This window comes from Leptospira brenneri (assembly GCF_002812125.1).
Classification (GTDB): Bacteria; Spirochaetota; Leptospiria; order Leptospirales; family Leptospiraceae; genus Leptospira_A; species Leptospira_A brenneri.
Map to the genome: position 1 here is coordinate 176,012 of NZ_NPDQ01000004.1, position 13,238 is coordinate 189,249.

The following is a 13,238-nucleotide window of genomic DNA, read 5'->3' on the forward strand; positions in this document are numbered from 1 at the left end:
GCAAAAGTTTAAATAGATATTTCCCGAATCTCTAAAGTTTCCTTCCCATCCTTTTCCACCACATCAACGAGGTAACGATTTACCTTATCTTTATGGAAAAGAATTTTTTTGGAAAGCGGCTTACCAATTTCCGAATTTAAAATTCTTTGGATGGGTCTTGCACCCATGGCTTTATCATAACCAGTGACTGCCAAATGCCTCACTGCTTTTTCGGATAATTCCAAATGGATTCCTTTTTCACTCGCTTTGGATTGTAAAGTTCGGAACATCCTTTTGACAACTAACTCTACAACCTGGACAGACAAGGCACCAAATTCCACTACTGCAGTCAGACGGTTGCGGAATTCGGGAGTGAAGGTTCGTTCAATTGCTTTTAAAGACCGGTCATCATGACGATCCGTATCAAACCCTAGGAGTGGTTTCGAACTTTCCTGGGCTCCGGTATTAGTCGTTAAGATGAGAATCACATTTCGAAAATCTGCTTTTTTTCCCGTGCTATCCGTAAGTGTCGCATGGTCCATCACTTGTAACAAAATATTATAAATATCTTCATGAGCTTTTTCTATCTCATCAAATAACAAAACACAATGTGGATTTTTGGCAATCGCATCTGTGAGTTGACCACCTTGGTCATACCCCACATAACCGGGAGGGCTTCCGATCAGACGTGAAACGGAATGTTTTTCCATGTATTCACTCATATCAAAACGTAAAAACTCCACACCCATCTTTTCTGCCAAAGTTTTAGCCACTTCCGTTTTACCAACACCGGTAGGTCCAACAAAAAGAAAACTACCAATGGGTTTTCCTTCATCACTTAAACCGGAACGAGAATAATGGATGGCATCTACTACCTGTTCAATGGCATGGTCTTGGCCAAAAACGATTGATTTAATTTCTGTATCCAAATGTTCTAATTTCTTTTTGTCGTCAGCCTTCACTGTTTTTTCAGGAATTTTGGCAATTTTGGCGACAAGAGATTCTATTTCTAAAATCCCTACTTGTTTTTTTGATTTTTCCTTTTTTTCATCACGTAACTTTACAAAGGCGCCCGATTCATCCATCAAATCAATGGCTTTGTCTGGCAAAAATCTGTCTCGAAGATGTAAACTGGATAAATCCACACAAGCTTCAATGGCTTTAGCACTATAAGTCACGCCATGAAAGGATTCATATTTTGGTTTGAGGCCTTTTAAGATTTCAATCGCATCTTCTCTAGAAGGTTCGGTGACTTCAATTTTTTGAAACCTTCGGGAAAGGGCATGGTCTTTCTCGAATATGGATTTATACTCTTTGTAAGTTGTGGTGCCAATGCATTTGAGTTCTCCATTGGCTAGTGCTGGTTTCATTAAATTGGATGCATCCAAACTTCCACCAGACACAGCACCCGCTCCCACGATCGTATGGATTTCATCCACAAAAATAATTCGTTCAGGTTTACCGACAACTTCTTGTAAGATGGATTTGAGTCTTTCTTCAAATTCTCCACGAAATTTTGTTCCCGCCATCACAAGGCCCATATCCAGAGAATAAATTTCGATATTGAGTAAACTCTTCGGAACAAGTCCCTTGATCACTCGTTCTGCAATTCCTTCTACGATAGAAGTTTTTCCGACACCTGCTTCCCCGACAAAAATAGGATTATTTTTTCTTCTTCGAGATAAGATATGAATGGTTCTTTCTATTTCTACTTCACGCCCAATACAAGGATCTAGTTTTCCCTCTCTAGCTCTCTCTGTCAGATTGACACAAAATTTTTCAAGGGCTGATTTTTTTGGACCAGTTTCTGATTCTTCTACCTCAGCTTCTTCTGTAAAATTTGGTTCCTCGGATTCGGTTTCTTTTTTGACCCCATGGGAGATATATTTGATCACATCCAGGCGATTCACTTCTTGTTTGGCAAGGAGATAAAAGGCTTGGCTATCTTCCTCTCGAAAGAGGGCAACTAACACATTATTTCCATCGACCTCTTCTTTTCCTGAGTTTTGGACATGAAAGGCCGCAAACTGAATGACAAACTGTACTCCCACAGTGTATTTTGGTTGGATTTTTAAGTTGGGAACAGCTATGGTAGAAAGATCTTCTTCAAAGTAATCCGTCAGATCTTTTCTAAGTAGATCCAAATCACATCCGACACTAATCAAAACTTCTTTTGTTTTTTCATTAAAAGTAAGACCATATAACAAATGTTCCAATGTAATAAATTCATGATGGTATTTACTTGCTTCTTTTCCCGCAAGTTCTAAGGTTTTTTCTAAATCAAGGGAAAGGTTCATTCGTCCTCCTCTTTTGCCAGTTGGCATTGTAATGGGTGCCCGGCATCATCCGCTAATTTATGTACTTCTGCCACTTTTGTCCTAGCAATGTCCAAAGAATAGACCCCGCAAACTGCAGAACCAGAAGTATGTGCCTTCCACATAATTTGACGAGATTCTTCCATAGATTTCCTAAAAACATTAGCTAGTACATAAACTACAAATTCCTGGGGAGTGTAATCATCATTGATGAGGATGACCTTATACCGATCCGGTTTTTTTAATTTCTTTTTCTGTTTTTCTCTTTCGAGAAGTTCCACATTCATATCCGTGTAAGATTTTCGTTTGGGATCTGACATTATCCTTCTCCTCGAAGCGTTTTGATTGGAGACTGCGCATTGTAAGCGGAAATATTTTCTCTTTCCATCACAATCTCTCGTTCCAAATAGGACTCAATGGCCGCCCGCCCTTGTTCATTATAAATATGATGCAAACTGTACATGGGAACTGCCTCGTACCCTCTCAGAAATTTATGTTCTCCCTGGGCTCCGGCTTCCACTCGTTCCATTTTATGTTCGATTGCAAAATCAATCAATCGGTAATAACAACATTCAAAATGCAAATTAGGAACATGTTCTAAAGCTCCCCAATACCGTCCGAATAAAAATCCATCCCGGTAGACATTCCAACTCCCACCGATAGGTTTTCCGAGTGCGTCCGAAGCCAAAACCAGAACCAAACGGTGTCGAAAGTGATTATGCATTTCCAAAAAAAACTTCCGGTTCAGATAAGGTTGGCCCCATTTTTTGGAATGAGTATCCTTGTAGAATTCATAAAAAATATGAGCGTGCTCTTCTGTGATCTGGTCACCAGTAAGAGTTTGGATGGTTAAACCAGATTCGGATATTTTTCTTCGTTCTTGGCGGATGGTTTTTCTACGATCTTTTACAAGAGTGGATAAAAACTCATCGAAATTCGCAAAACTTTTGTTAAACCAGTGGTATTGGTGAGAAAGTCTAGGAGCAAAAGAATTTTGAATCCCTGGACTCTGTTCTTCCTCTTTGCAAAATAAAATATGAACCGACGAGGTTTCCTTCTTTTTCCCAAATTTTAAAAGGTTTTGTAATAGAGTGGAGGCAAGGGACTCTCTTTCTGCCTCGTTTAAATTTGTATGGAGTAAGATCCGAGTCCCGGTCACTGGTGTGAAAGGAACCGCAACAGTAAGTTTTGGATAGTAAGGAATCCCCGCTCTGTGAAAGGCATTGGCCCATTGGAAATCAAAGATATATTCCCCATAAGAGTCACTCCGAAGGTAAGCCGGAAGGACACCCATCAATACTCCTTCTCGTCTAGCAGAAGTGATCACAGGAACCCAGTCGGAATTTCCGATACAATCGGTATTTTCTAAACCCGATAAAAATTCATATTCTTGGAAGACGGAATCAGGAGGAACCAGTAGATTCCATTCTTCCTTTTTAAAGTCCCTAAATGTATGGGAAATTTCTATCTGAAACGTTTCACTCAATGTAGACTTTAGACTCTAGTTTACGACATCTTGCCTATTTTGTTTTTTTCGGATATGGTCAAGAAGCCTTTGCAAACTAGGATTTTCGGGATCCAATTCTAGAGCTGACCCAAGAATATTCTCCGCCCGAGATAGATTTTTATCGGCTAGATAGGTCTGACCCAAATTGATCAAGTTTTTGACATGATTTGGATCACGAAGGCGAACCCTTTCTCCAAAATCAATGGCCGTTTTGATATCGGCAACTTTACGGGCGCAAAAAGCCGTAATGTACATAATCTCCGTATCCATTGGTTTTAAAAGACTATAGTCTTTGGCCATCTTTTTGGCGTTCCCATAGTCTTTCAGTTTTAAGTAGAGTTGGATGAATTTCTTTTTGATCTCTGGAATATTTTCTTCCAAAGAATTTGCTTTTTCCAAATAAGAAACCGCTTCTTGTAAGTCAGAGGACTCACTTGCCTCTTTTGCTTTGTGTAAAAGCGATTGGATTTCTTTTAGTCTTTCCTTTTCAATTTTATATCTTTCTTTTTCTTCAATAAAAGAAACTCGTAAAATAGATAAATCATCCGTAAAACTGCCATACTTACGAAGTTCTTCATAAATACCGTCAAGTTCCCCTTTACCTGATTCCACAACTCGAAGGAAAAGTCTTTCATCTTCATTAATCACACGTTTTCCATCTTCAGTATGTGAGATGAGTAAATCATCTCTTCCATCTGATCCAGCAAGAAGAACATCCCCTGCTTCCAATTGGAAGGTTTTGATATATAAATTTCCTTGGACTCCTGAGGTTCCGAGTTTTCGAAACATCAGTTCGTTTTCGATAAAACTCGCAATTCCATCTCGATACAAAACCATCCAAGGATGTTCTGCATTGATAAAATACAAAAGTCCTGTTTCATTATCAATGAGTCCAAGAACCAAAGAAACAAGCATAGAACCATCAAAACCTTCAAAGATTTTATGAAGTTCTAAAAAGGTATTTTTGATCCAACGTTCTGGATAGGTATTTCTTGCCTCTCCTAAGAGTTGGGTTCGTGTGATGATAGATTCAAATACAGAACCGAGAACAAGTGCTCCTCCTGCTCCCTGCATAGATTTTCCCATAGCATCTGCATTTAAAAACACTGTATAAGATCTATTATTTAGAAAAATCTGATTGGCAATATTCAAATCCCCACCAATTTCTTTTTCATATTGGCGGAAGGTAAATTTTTTCTTTTGTTCGAGTAAAAAATCAACTTGAACGTTATCATGATTCGCATTATTGGCATTAAATGGTTGTAAAAGTAGAGAGGTTAAAAAATAATCCCCATCTTGTTGGTGTTTTAAAGATTGTACTTCCTTTAAAGAGTTTTCCAATTCCTTGGTTCGTTCCTGAACTTTTACTTCCAGCTGATCTGCATACTGTTCCAATTTTTTTCTTGCTGCTTGGATCGAACGCACCATCCGGTTAAAAGACCGTGCCATAAATCCAATATCATCTTCTACGTGAACGGTTAGCCTATGTTCCAAGTTCCCTGAATTTACCTCAGTCAAACCTTCGATGATTTGTTCAATGGGTCGAAGAAGTGCGAATAAGAAAAAGAGACGGTATCCAAAGATGACTAAAAAGGCTAAAAACAAAACACCAATGATCCAAGGAAGAGTCACTTCTTCCTGGAATTCCCGGTAATCTAAATAAGGATAACCTACCTCATGAATAAGGCCTTTTCCCTTATCTACCACCAAATAACTTACGTAAAACGAATACTCTGGATTATTTTCTGAAAACTTAACGCGCCCACGGTAATTTCTATCTCCATGGTTAGGCATTGGTGAGAAGATCTGGTCGAGGACTTCTGATTTTTTTTCCTCAGAGATGTCTGAATCTAAAACAGTACGAGCGACTCCATAAAATCCAGAAAGTGGACCTTCTGTTTTAGAAACGAGAGAGAGAGCTCCCTCTGAAAAATTTTTCGCAGGTATTTCTCTGAGTTTATTTCTTGTATAAAGAATTTTCCGCTTTTCTGATTCTAGTTCTTGGATGAGTAATTCCGGGCTATTTACTGTATCTAAGCTAAGAAGTCGTTTGATCTCTGCCGCATAACCTTTGCTTGTGTCCGGAAGTTTGGGTAATAAATTCTCCGTTTTTCCCTTCCAATCATTTTTATTTCTAAAAGAAAGAATGGTTTCTAAAGCCCAGGAATTCCAATATTCAGATTCATAATCCACAGGATCTACAGCGGTTTCAGCGATTCCCTGTTTTAAAGAAAATTCCTTTTGGTTGATATCATAGGTATAGTGAAAACTGGGGATTTGGTCTGTTTCTAGTCCCGCGATATAATTTTTGGCCCGAGCTGTATGCACCATATCATAATTGGATTCCGACTGTTGGATCACCGCATAGGCAACCAACTGTAAAACCAAAAGAAAGGAGGCAAGAGATATCCCAATGATCCTTGAAATGATAGTGGTTTTGTCTTTTGTGTTATTGATATAAACAACGTTTGCCACAAAAAGTCCAACCACCAAAACCAAATCTGTGATTGTTTGATACAATCCACGCCCAATGGCTCCATCTCTTGATTGTGCATTCATAATCCCGGGAAGGATGGTGACAAGGATAAAGGCAATGAGAATGCTTGCCGTAGCAAAACGAGACTCTTTTGGCATTTTAAAAATCTGTAAAATGGCAACGAGGGAAAATGTTACAAAAAATACTAAAACGATCAGTGCGTATACTTTGTAAAAAACAGGAAGGGGAAAATCCCAATAATGACCACTAAAGAAAAACAACCTACCGGCTGTTAAACTAACATAAACAAAGTAACCAGTGACAGTCACAACGATAAAGTTCATAAACCCAAAAAGATATTTCTTCAGTCTAGGAAAGTAAACTTCGGGATAACTTAGGAAGAAACTGGTTAAATAAGTGGCTCCTGCCATTGCGCCAACGATCACAAACCAGCGCAAATAGGCAGAGGCAGGTCCCATAAAGGAAAAATTCACCAGGTACCCTAAATGAAATAGACCCAGCCAAAGTGTTCCCATCCCCAATCGGTAGGTTGCCTCCGACTTTTCTTTTACCGTTAAAAAAAATTGTGCATTGTAAAAAGTAAAAATAACACCGACGAGTGAGCCGAATGTATAAAAATCAAACGCTATATTTCCCCAAGAGTTCATGCGAGAAAACCCTAATAGAGAGCAAATTCATGTCAACTTTGTATTTCTTTTCTTCCTAATTTGGTATATAAAGTACAAAAAAACACAAATAAGAACAATTCCAATCGTTTGGTTGTAGTAAGATAACATAACAACGATTTGGTTCCAGTTGGATCCCAAGAGGGAACCACCAAAAAGAAGGATCCCACACCAAAGAGAAATGGCTAAGGTATATAAAACTACAAATTTAATGATGTTCATTTTGGACATTCCGGCAACAATCGAGACAAAGAACCGAATGCCTGCGGAAAATCGGGACAGTAATACCACTACAAATTCATAACGACGAAACCAATCTAAGGTCTTATGTAAGTTTTCCTCTTGGTAGATTGCGGATAAAAAAGGGAACTGCGATCGTTTTAGAAATAGCAAGAACCTCTCTCCAAAAAAATACATGACCAAGGCTCCTAATAAATTTCCGAGATAGGTGGCGATGACAATGGAAAGAAAGGAAAGTGGAGAACCTGGACTCGAGGATAAAAACCCAGAAAATACAGTGACCGTATCTCCTGGCCAAGGTGGGAATACATTCTCCAAAAAATTAGAGAAACAGAAGAAAACCCAAAGCACAACCGGAGGTAACTCCAAAATCCGAGTTAGAAAGGCATCAAACTGTAGAAAATCCAACACAAGAAAAAAGATATGCCTCTAAGGCAGATGGCAACAAAGATTTAAAAAAATGAATGGAAGGAATCGATGCTTTAGCATTTGCTTTCCGTAATGCTTCGATTTTTCCCCATTTTACTTCTTCTCCTTTGGGAATGTAGACCAATTCCTCAAACTGAAATCTATCGATTCGACAATATCATCATCACCAAGTATCCGACTTCAGCACCACCTGCCTTCCCTCAGTCTTTTTTTCCTGAAAAGGCAACTTTCCTACACTCTAGTGAATTCAAAACAAGTCATATCCATACCAAAGAAGCATACATTCTGATAGAGTCCGAAGAAAAATTGGCCATGATTAAAAACAGAATCGAGGCAAGAGCCGCCCAAGGTGATTGGAAACTCATTGAAAAAACAGAAAAAAATGGTGAGACGTCTTACTTACTCGAAGGTTTTATCAAAAAGTCACTTTCAATCATTGTCTCTGAATCGGGAAGCGACACAAATTATCTACGTTTTTATTTTAGAAAACATTCTAGTTACTAATGATGAGTTGGATTAAAAACAAAAACGAAACAATCGTCTATCTTCTTTTAGGTGCCATTTTTATAGGAACCTGTTTGACTTTGTTTTTTGTATTCAAACCTTTTCTTTGGGCCAGTTTCCTTGCTTTACTCTTTTATCTGACCACTAGAAAAATCCATAAAAAACTAAAGAACCTTCTCGGAGTTAAGTTTCATGGATTATCGCCCTACATTATGGTGATCCTGATGTTAGCTGGTGTATTCATTCCTTCTTATTTGATACTCTCTACCTTAATTAGGGAATCCTTAAATTTGGTTAGTTATATCAGAAACCAACTCACCGAAGAATCGATTGTTTCTTTATTACTGAATAGCCCTATGCTCACCGATTTTTTTACAGAAAATGAATTTTTCTGGATCAAACTTCCGCTGATGTACCGCGAATATGTGGGCCAACATATGGACATTCTCAATTTGGATTCCATTTATAGTTTATTAAAAAACTCTTCTGGATTTTTACTTGGATCCTTTGAAGTTCCTGGTGCAATTATCTTTAATGCCTTTTTTACTTTCATCCTACTTTTCTTTTTATACAAAGAAGGGAGTCGGATGGAACATGCACTTTTTCTTTTACTCCCCTTTCCTACTGAAATCGAAGAAAGATTAGGAAGACGGATCGAAGAAGCCATTCGAACAGTGATGATGGGAAACCTCTTCATTTCCCTACTACAGGGTGCTCTCATCTATGTACTTTTACTTTTTACATCTGTTTCTAATAAGTTTTTACTTTCTAGTATTGCTGTTATTTTTTCACTGATTCCCGTAATTGGAACCTCTGTGGTTTGGTTACCGATTGGTTTGTATATAGGGCTTGTGCAAGAAAACTGGACAGGAAGTGTTCTTTTTATGATTGCTGGAGCTGCAAGTTATCTAATTTTAGAGAACCTAGTAAAACCTAAAATTTTAGATAAAAAATTGAAAACCCATCCTTTTTTAATTTTTTTATCTCTTATCGGCGGTTTACAAGAGTTTGGTGTTGCCGGAATCATCATTGGCCCTATGGCCTTAACACTTGTCATCATCCTTTGGGACTTTTGGAAAATCTTTAGAGAAACTCGTTTTCAAAACACTTAAATGGAAACAGTGGACACATCTCTCAGTGTGAGTGAGGTAAACCGCCTCATCAAAACAAAACTCCAAGACTCACTTGAATTTAAAAATATTTGGGTAAAAGGCGAAATTTCCAACCACTCGCAAACCAATAGTTCCGGACATATGTATTTTTCTCTGAAGGATACATCTAGTGTCATCAAATGTGCCTTCTTTTCTTTTCAGGCAAAAAACTATAAAGGAACTCCTCTTCGGAACGGAATGGAGATTTTGGTTTATGGTTCCATCTCTGTTTATGAACCAGGTGGCTATTATAGTTTAACCGTACAAAAGGTAGAAGAAATTGGCGAAGGGGACATCCTTTTAAAAATTGAAAAATTAAAAAAGGCACTTCATGAAAAAGGAATTTTTGACCCCACACACAAACGTCCTCTGCCTAAATTTCCAAAACGCCTAGGCATTGTTACATCACCAAAAGGTGCTGCAGTAGAAGACATCATCAGAATTGCCACTGACCTGAACCCATCCATTCAAATTTTAGTATCCCCTTGCCTTGTACAAGGAGACGGAGCTGAGACCTCAATCATCGAAGCCATTAAAGAAATCAATGATCCGAAATGGGAAGTGGATGTGATCATTGCAGGACGTGGTGGCGGGTCTTTTGAAGACTTAATGGCATTCAACCAAGAAGCAGTGGTAATGGCTTATTACCATTCTCGGATTCCCATTATCTCAGCCGTGGGACACGAAATTGATCGTGTTCTAACAGACCTTGCTGCGGACTCAACAACACCCACTCCTACAGCTGCGGCAAAACTTGCGATTCCGAATGTTTCTGACACCCTCATCCGTTTGGATGAAATGGAAGAAAGGCTAAAAGCGGCTCTAAATGCAGTGGTGCGTTTGGGAAAAGAAAAATGGACGGGACTTACCACAAGGCCTGTATTCCAAAATCCCAAAACTCTTTTAGAATCTAGGTCTACCGAACTTGATGAACTAATGACAAAAATTTCCCTTTTGGGAAAGAACTATCTGGTTCGAAAACAAAGTGAATTTCAAAAGTTTGATACCCTTTCACAAAATTGGAAATCTTACTTAGAAAGAATTCAAAACAAATTCACGCTCGCCGAACAAAGATTAGATCATTTTTCACCTCTTGGAACTTTAAAACGAGGTTATTCTGTAGTTCGTAACAAAGAAAAACAAGTCATATCATCCATTCATAGTATCAAAGAAAATGAAAGTTTAGAAGTTTTTCTTTCCGATGGAAAACTTCTTGTAGATGTAAAAGAAAAAATATAGGAATTCCGCATGGTAGAGAAAAAAACAATTAGTTTCGAAGAAGCACTCCGCGAATTAGAAGAGATTGCAGAAAAATTAGAAAGGGGAACTCTTTCCTTAGAAGATTCCATCAAAGCTTATGAAAGAGGAATGGAATTAAAAAAAGTCTGTTCGGAAAGACTTGTGGATGCTGAAGCTAAAATCGAATTTTTATCCAAGGCACCAAGTGGAGAAACAGTTAAGTCGACTGTTAAAAAAAAGAAAGATGAGAGTCCTTCTAAACCTGCGGAAGAAGATTTATTTTAAGAAATGAATTTCCAAGCAGCATTCATCATTGGTTATTTATTCATCACAATCGCCATCGGAGTTTATGCGGCCAAACGGGTTAAAAACTCTAAAGACTTTATTTTAGCAGGTAGAAGCCTACCCCTCCCCATCTCCACCGCTGCTTTATTTGCCACTTGGTTCGGAAGCGAAACCATTCTCGGTTCCTCTGTTGAATTTGCCAAAGGGGGATTTTTATCTGTCATCCAAGATCCGTTTGGTGGAGCCCTTTGTCTCTTTTTACTAGGTCTCGTTTTTGCAAAATATCTCTACCGAATGCAAATCCTTACCTTTGGGGATTTTTATAGAAACCGATATGGAAAGAAAATGGAATTTATCGCCGGGATTTGTTTGATATTTTCATATTTTGGTTGGGTCGCCGCACAGTTTGTGGCACTCGGAATTATGGTTCAAATTCTATTTGGAATCAACCAATTCACAGCCATCGTGATCGGGGCTTGTCTTGTTGTTTTTTATACTTACCTGGGAGGGATGTGGTCAGTTTCTATGACCGATTTTTTCCAATCCATCTCTATCATCATTGGTTTAGTTTTCGTTTTATACGAGTTAAACGGTGTAAAATCTATTTGGTCCAGCATCCAGGAAAAACCAGATGGTTTTTTCCGATTTTTTCCAGAATCAAATTACCATGCGTGGACTTTGTATTTATCCGCTTGGATGGTGGTGGGTTTTGGGTCTTTACCCCAACAGGATATTTTCCAAAGAGTGATGTCCGCCAAATCTGAAAAAGTTGCCATTCGAGCCTCTTATTTATCCTCCGTTCTTTATCTGTTGTTTGCCTTAATTCCTCTTTTTTTAGGACTTCATGCAAAAAGTTTAATCCCTGATTTTGACTTAAATGGAGAAACAGGCCAACTTCTGATCCCTACAATGATTTCTAAATTTTCTAGCCCATGGATTCAAGTGTTGTTTTTTTCTGCTCTCATTTCTGCAATTTTGTCCACAGCTTCCGGGGCCATTCTTGCTCCCTCTTCCATTCTATCTGAGAATATTCTAAAGTATGCATTCAAAGATATGAACGATAAAAAATTGCTTTTACTTTCCAGGACTTCGGTTCTGATCATTGCTGGAATTTCTTTTTTACTCGCGGTTGGAAAACCTTCCATCTATGCTCTCGTGGAGGATTCGGGAGGGATTTCTTTAGTGACTTTATTTATCCCTATGGTCTTCGGACTTATGAGTCAAAAAGCAGATGAAAGGTCTGCTCTTTTTTCTTTACTAGTGGGAATTACCACCTGGCTTTTTTTAGAAGTTTATGGGGACGATATGACTAGCCATTTTTACGGAACCATAGCCAGTCTTATTGCCATTTTAATTGGAATGTATTTCTTTCCTAAGAAAGAGCGATCAATAGAAGCCAAGTAAATACATCTTTCATTTCAATTCCAAGAGCTTTTGCTTGTTGTGGAATGAGACTCGTTCCCGTCATCCCTGGAAGTGTATTGGTTTCTAATACATATGGGATTCCATCACTGATGATAAAGTCAGTCCGCGAGTAACCCTTACAACCAAGAATTTCATGACAGAGAAGAGTGTATTCCTGGAGTTTTTTGGTAATCGCATCACCAACCGGCGCGGGAGTAATTTCTTCACTACCTCCCTTAGTATACTTAGCTTCAAAATCAAAAAATTCTGACTTCGGTCTGATTTCTGTTGGCACTAAAGGAAAAGGAATTCTTTTTTCCCCTTCCTTACGTTCCAAAACTCCAATAGAAACTTCTGTTCCCGAAATTAATTTTTGGATGAGAACTCTGTCTTCCGAAACAAAAATTTTATCCACAAGAACCATTGCTTCTTCTGGTGTTTTTGCCATTCCTGTATTCACACTCGACCCACCAAGCGTTGGTTTAATGAAGACTGGAAAATCAAATGGAAGATTTAGAACTATTTTTCTTGCATCTGATTTTCCTTTTTCTAAATCCACAAAAGGTGCCACAGGAATTCCCGCCGTTTGGAAGAGTAGATTGGCTCTATACTTGTCCATTGCTAACGCTGATGCCAGAACTCCAGATCCTGTATGAGGGATTTCTAATACGTCTAAAAAACCTTGGATCCGACCATCTTCACCGGCCCCACCGTGTAATCCCAGAAAGGCGGCTTGGAAACCATGCCCAAGTAATCCTGCTCCAGAGACAGATGCTCCAATTTGATTTGAGGATGAAAACTCAGCTAAAAATTCAGAATCGGTTTTTCCAGTAGGGTCTGGATAAACAGGATCTTTTCCTTCGGGAATCCAAAATTTACCCAATTGGTCAATGTAAACAGGACAAATTTGGTATTTGTCCCGATCTATTGTATTGAAAATGAAATAAGAAGAACGAACGGAAATGATATGTTCTCCGGAGATACCTCCGAAAAGCAGTGCGATTTTGGTTTGGATCATGAAAT

At 38.5% G+C, this 13,238-nt stretch carries 11 protein-coding genes; 5 read left to right on the plus strand and 6 right to left on the minus strand.

The window, feature by feature from the left end:
- Window positions 1-8: 8 nt before the first annotated feature.
- The 5 genes from clpA to CH361_RS09940 are packed head-to-tail and all read right to left on the minus strand — an operon-like array spanning window position 9 to window position 7,611.
- Complete coding sequence (gene clpA, locus CH361_RS09920) at window positions 9-2,276, minus strand: ATP-dependent Clp protease ATP-binding subunit ClpA (RefSeq protein WP_100790681.1); 2,268 nt, start codon at window positions 2,274-2,276, stop codon at window positions 9-11.
- On the minus strand, window positions 2,273-2,614 hold the full coding sequence (gene clpS / locus CH361_RS09925) for an ATP-dependent Clp protease adapter ClpS (RefSeq protein ID WP_004788539.1): 342 nt from the start codon (window positions 2,612-2,614) through the stop codon (window positions 2,273-2,275). Before clpS ends, clpA begins: the two co-directional genes overlap by 4 nt.
- The gene (locus CH361_RS09930; protein WP_100790682.1) at window positions 2,614-3,780 is read right to left on the minus strand and encodes a GNAT family N-acetyltransferase; all 1,167 of its coding nucleotides are present in this window, start codon (window positions 3,778-3,780) and stop codon (window positions 2,614-2,616) included. The genes clpS and CH361_RS09930 overlap by 1 nt, the downstream gene beginning before the upstream one ends.
- 15 nt (window positions 3,781-3,795) lie before the next feature.
- Window positions 3,796-6,945 carry a PP2C family protein-serine/threonine phosphatase gene (locus CH361_RS09935; RefSeq protein ID WP_100790683.1) on the minus strand — a complete coding sequence of 1,050 codons (3,150 nt, stop codon included), beginning with the start codon at window positions 6,943-6,945 and terminating at the stop codon, window positions 3,796-3,798.
- A gap of 27 nt (window positions 6,946-6,972) precedes the next feature.
- The gene (locus CH361_RS09940) at window positions 6,973-7,611 is read right to left on the minus strand and encodes a DedA family protein (protein ID WP_425268679.1); all 639 of its coding nucleotides are present in this window, start codon (window positions 7,609-7,611) and stop codon (window positions 6,973-6,975) included.
- Between the two features lie 93 nt (window positions 7,612-7,704).
- On the opposite strand from CH361_RS09940, the gene CH361_RS09945 reads away from it, so the two are divergent.
- Genes CH361_RS09945 through CH361_RS09965 form a run of 5 tightly spaced genes read left to right on the plus strand, consistent with a single transcriptional unit; the run spans window position 7,705 to window position 12,215 of the window.
- Window positions 7,705-8,136 carry a hypothetical protein gene (locus CH361_RS09945; protein WP_100790685.1) on the plus strand — a complete coding sequence of 144 codons (432 nt, stop codon included), beginning with the start codon at window positions 7,705-7,707 and terminating at the stop codon, window positions 8,134-8,136.
- Between the two features lie 2 nt (window positions 8,137-8,138).
- Entirely contained in the window at window positions 8,139-9,248 is a 1,110-nt protein-coding gene (locus CH361_RS09950) for an AI-2E family transporter (protein WP_100790951.1), read from the plus strand.
- Window positions 9,249-10,526, plus strand: coding sequence for an exodeoxyribonuclease VII large subunit (gene xseA / locus CH361_RS09955; RefSeq protein ID WP_100790686.1), 1,278 nt, complete (start codon window positions 9,249-9,251; stop codon window positions 10,524-10,526).
- Window positions 10,527-10,535: 9 nt separating this feature from the next.
- Window positions 10,536-10,811, plus strand: coding sequence for an exodeoxyribonuclease VII small subunit (locus tag CH361_RS09960; RefSeq protein WP_100790687.1), 276 nt, complete (start codon window positions 10,536-10,538; stop codon window positions 10,809-10,811).
- Between the two features lie 3 nt (window positions 10,812-10,814).
- Window positions 10,815-12,215 carry a high affinity choline transporter 1 gene (locus CH361_RS09965; RefSeq protein ID WP_100790688.1) on the plus strand — a complete coding sequence of 467 codons (1,401 nt, stop codon included), beginning with the start codon at window positions 10,815-10,817 and terminating at the stop codon, window positions 12,213-12,215.
- On the opposite strand, the gene CH361_RS09970 is transcribed toward CH361_RS09965, so the two are convergent.
- Complete coding sequence (locus CH361_RS09970; RefSeq protein WP_100790689.1) at window positions 12,184-13,233, minus strand: ATP-grasp domain-containing protein; 1,050 nt, start codon at window positions 13,231-13,233, stop codon at window positions 12,184-12,186. The two genes, CH361_RS09965 and CH361_RS09970, sit on opposite strands and share 32 nt — an antisense overlap.
- Between the last annotated feature and the right edge of the window lie 5 nt (window positions 13,234-13,238).

What these genes read in the sequence shown, in the direction of transcription:
- clpA (WP_100790681.1), bottom strand. Translation starts at nt 2,276, where the DNA reads ATGAACCTTTCCCTTGATTTAGAAAAAACCTTAGAACTTGCGGGAAAA.
- clpS (WP_004788539.1), bottom strand. Translation starts at nt 2,614, where the DNA reads ATGTCAGATCCCAAACGAAAATCTTACACGGATATGAATGTGGAACTT.
- CH361_RS09935 (WP_100790683.1), bottom strand. Translation starts at nt 6,945, where the DNA reads ATGAACTCTTGGGGAAATATAGCGTTTGATTTTTATACATTCGGCTCA.
- CH361_RS09945 (WP_100790685.1), top strand. Translation starts at nt 7,705, where the DNA reads ATGCTTCGATTTTTCCCCATTTTACTTCTTCTCCTTTGGGAATGTAGA.
- CH361_RS09950 (WP_100790951.1), top strand. Translation starts at nt 8,139, where the DNA reads ATGAGTTGGATTAAAAACAAAAACGAAACAATCGTCTATCTTCTTTTA.
- xseA (WP_100790686.1), top strand. Translation starts at nt 9,249, where the DNA reads ATGGAAACAGTGGACACATCTCTCAGTGTGAGTGAGGTAAACCGCCTC.
- CH361_RS09960 (WP_100790687.1), top strand. Translation starts at nt 10,536, where the DNA reads ATGGTAGAGAAAAAAACAATTAGTTTCGAAGAAGCACTCCGCGAATTA.
- CH361_RS09965 (WP_100790688.1), top strand. Translation starts at nt 10,815, where the DNA reads ATGAATTTCCAAGCAGCATTCATCATTGGTTATTTATTCATCACAATC.
- CH361_RS09970 (WP_100790689.1), bottom strand. Translation starts at nt 13,233, where the DNA reads ATGATCCAAACCAAAATCGCACTGCTTTTCGGAGGTATCTCCGGAGAA.